The following is a 3,668-nucleotide window of genomic DNA, read 5'->3' on the forward strand; positions in this document are numbered from 1 at the left end:
GCCGACCCTGCCCATAGGTCGCCAACAACGCCTGCGCCTCAATCGGATCACCCAAACTCGTACCCGTACCGTGCGCCTCCACCACATCCACATCCACAGCAGACAAACCCGCCGCCGCCAACGCCTGACGAATCACCCGCCGCTGCGACGGACCGTTCGGCGCGGCCAACCCATTACTGGCGCCGTCCTGATTCACCGCCGTGGACCGCACTACGGCCAACACCTCATGTCCCAACCGCTGAGCGTCCGACAATCGCTCGACCAGGAGCACACCGACGCCCTCGGCCCAGCTCGTACCGTCCGCTGCTGCCGCAAACGCCTTACACCGCCCGTCCGGCGCCAAGCCGCCCTGCCTACTGAAGTCGATGAACAGCCCCGGCGTTGTCATCACCGCCACGCCGCCGACCAGCGCCATCGAGCAATCACCCTGCCGCAGCGACTGACCCGCCAGATGCAAAGCCACCAGCGACGACGAGCAAGCCGTCTCCACAGTCAATGCCGGCCCCTCCAGACCGAGCACATACGCCACCCGACCGGACGCGATGCTGCTCGCATTGCCGGTGCCGTAGAAGCTCTCGACCTCTGCGGGTAGCTCGGCGATGTCCGATCCGTAGTCCTGGAAACTCATTCCGGTGAATACACCGGTGGCGCTGCCCTTCAATGACCGTGGGTCGATTCCGGCCCGTTCGATCGCCTCCCAGCTCGTCTCCAGCAGCAGCCGCTGCTGCGGATCCATGGCCAGCGCCTCGCGTGGCGAGATACCGAAGAAGGCCGGGTCGAAATCCGCGATGCCGGGCAGGAATCCGCCCTCGCGGGTGTAGGACGTCCCCCGGTGTCCCGGCTCGGGATTGTAGAGGTTCCCCAGATCCCAGCCTCGGTTGTCCGGGAATGGCGAGATGGCGTCCCGACCGTCGAAGACAAGTCGCCACAGCTCCTCGGGCGTGGTCACGCCGCCCGGATACCGGCAGGCCATGCCGATCACGGCCAGCGGCTCTTTCTGCTTTTCGAGGATGGTGGCCTTCTCGTGCCGGAGCGACCGAACCTCTTTGAGGGAGTCCCGGAGTGCCTCGACGAGCTCGTCGGACTGCATTTCAATTGCCCCCTTCGCCGGCCGTGAGATTGCGTGCGGCCCGATTTCTGGCCGCGATATTCAGCAGTTCACCGACGTCCATGTCGTCGATCTCGGCTTCGATGGTGTCCGCTCCGGTGTCACCGTTCGGTTCGTCGCGCAGCAGTTCGAGCACGGTCGCGACAACACCGGAATCGAGCAGCTTGTCGTACTGAACGTTTTCCAGCGCCGCCCAGAATCGCTGCTGATCGGCCGAGGCGGCGCCGTCCGCCGGATTTCCGCCGACTACCATTTCGCGGATTTCCGCCGTCATCGCTTCCGGGGTCGGACAGTCGAAAACGAGCGTGGCCGGTAGCTGGAGACCGGTCGCGGCACGAAGCCGGTCCCGCAGCTCGAGCGCGGTGAGTGAGTCGAATCCGAGATCACGGAAAGACCGTTCGGAGCTGATGGCGGTGGGCTCGGCATAGCCGAGAACCGCTGCGGCACAGGTCTTGACAAGTGCCAGGACCACGCCGTGCTGCCGGGCCGGATCCAGCCCCGCCAGCTGCGGTGCCAGCAGGGACGAATCACCTGTGCCGGACGCCTCGGCGAGCTGGCCGGCGACTCCGGGGAGGTCGTGCAGCAAAGGGCGCGGACGGGCCATCGCGAAGAGCAGGTGGAAACGTGCCCAGTCCACGTCGGCGACCGTCACGGCCGAATCGGGTACGGCCAGGGCCGTCCGCAGCGCGGCGATCGCGGTCCCGGGCGCCATCGTGCGCAGTCCGCGGCGGTCGAGCATCCGGTCGGCCGCGCCATCGACCATGCCGCCGTCGGCCCACGGCCCCCAGGCCACCGACGTCGCCGGCATCCCGGCGCCGCGGCGATACTCGGCCAGGGCATCGAGGAACGCGTTGCCGGCCGAGTAAGCGCCCTGGTCGCCGCCGCCCCATACGCCGGCGCCGGAGGAGAACAGCACCAGCCGGTCGAGGTCGGCCCGGTCGGCCAGGACCTCGTGGAGTGCTTGTGCACCACCCACTTTCGCGTACACGACCCGGGCGAGCGACGCGACGTCGAGATCGGCCACGGGCGCGGTCTCGCTCACCCCGGCCGCGTGGAACACCGCCGTCAGTGGGGCCTGTTCGGGGATCGCGTCGAGCACCCGGACCAGGGCATCGCGGTCGGCGACGTCGCACGCGACGATCTCCGCGGGTGTGCCGGCGGCACTCAGTTCCTCGACCAGAGCCGCCGCTCCCGGTGCGCCGGGGCCACCGCGACTCAGCAGGACGATCCGCGCGGTGCCATACCCGGCAATCCACCGGGCGGTATGGGTACCGAGAGCGCCGGTGCCCCCGGTGATCAGTACGGTTCCAGTGGGCGTCCATGCGTCGTACCGCCCGGGCGGGACGGGTGCGGGGACGAGTCGGCGCAGGAATACGCCGGAGGAACGCACTGCCAGCTGATCCTCGGTGTCGGCGCCAGAAAGGATGCCGCACAACAGGTCCCAGTCGTGCGGGCCGGGCTGCACGGGCAGGTCGACCAGTCCACCCCAGCGCTGTGGTTGTTCCAGCGCCACCACGCGGCCCAGGCCCCAGACGAGCGCCTGCGCCGGTGCTGCCAGGGCGTCGGTTTCGCCGACGGAGACCGCGCCCCGGGTCAAGCACCACAACGACGCGTCCACGTTCGTATCGCCGAGGCCGTGCACCAGCGCGAGTGTCTCCGACAGACCAACCGTCAGTGCCGGGTGCTCCGGATGCGGCCGGTCGTCCAGGCCGAGCAGCGAGACCACCCCGGCGAGCTCGCCGAGGTCGGCGAGCACGGTGTGCCACCAGATCCGGTCCGCGGCCTTGCTGTCGGATGGCGTTCGCACGACGACCACGTCGGCGCCGTGCCTGCGCAGGGTTGTCGCACAGTCCTCGACCCCGCCGGCGTCCGCTGCGGCGGCGACGAGCCATCTGCCCGACAGCGTCGGCTGGGGTGTGTGGGTGCGTGGCTTCCAGACGACGCGATACCGCCAGCCGTCCACCGCGGACCTGGCGCGCTGGTCCCGGCGCCAGGCGGCGAGCACCGACAGCATCGATGCGCCGTCCTGCGTGGACAACGTCCCGGCTGTCGGATCCAGGGTTGCCATCAGTTCCTGCACATCGCCCTGCTCGACGACCTGCCAGAACGCGGCGTCCGAGCTCCCGGCGGTGACTGCCGGATCGGTGCGATCACCGGGTTGCAGCCAGTAGCGGTCACGTTGGAATGCGTAGGTGGGCAACGCTATTCGCCGTCCCCGCACACCCATCGTGTCGAGCACCGATACCCAATCGATCTCACGCCCGGAAACAAACAACTCCGCCACCGCGCTCAGCAACGCCTCGGGTTCGCCCCGATCGGCCCGCAACGCCGGCACCACCACCGTGTCCACACCTGACTCGGCCACACTCGCACGCACCCCCGCAGCCAACGCACTACTCGGACCGACCTCCACAAACGCTGTAACACCCTGCGCGAGAAGATGAACCGTCGCGTCGTGGAAACGGACCGGGCGAATAATGTGCTCGACCCAATACCCCGGCGAGGTAGCCTGTTCAGCCGTCAGCAACTCACCGGTGCTGTCAGAGACAACCGCAACCCG

2 protein-coding genes are annotated in these 3,668 nt (G+C 68.6%); both read right to left on the reverse strand.

The window, feature by feature from the left end; all coding sequences use genetic code 11:
- Positions 1-1,090, reverse strand: a 1,090-nt coding sequence (locus ABZ942_RS43775) for a polyketide synthase (RefSeq protein ID WP_357392272.1), incomplete at its 3' end; no start/stop codon positions are given.
- A gap of 1 nt (position 1,091) precedes the next feature.
- Positions 1,092-3,473, reverse strand: a complete 2,382-nt coding sequence (locus ABZ942_RS43780) for an SDR family NAD(P)-dependent oxidoreductase (protein ID WP_357392274.1) — start codon at positions 3,471-3,473, stop codon at positions 1,092-1,094.
- Positions 3,474-3,668: the final 195 nt, after the last annotated feature.

The organism is Nocardia sp. NPDC046473 (assembly GCF_040645995.1).
GTDB lineage: Bacteria > Actinomycetota > Actinomycetes > Mycobacteriales > Mycobacteriaceae > Nocardia.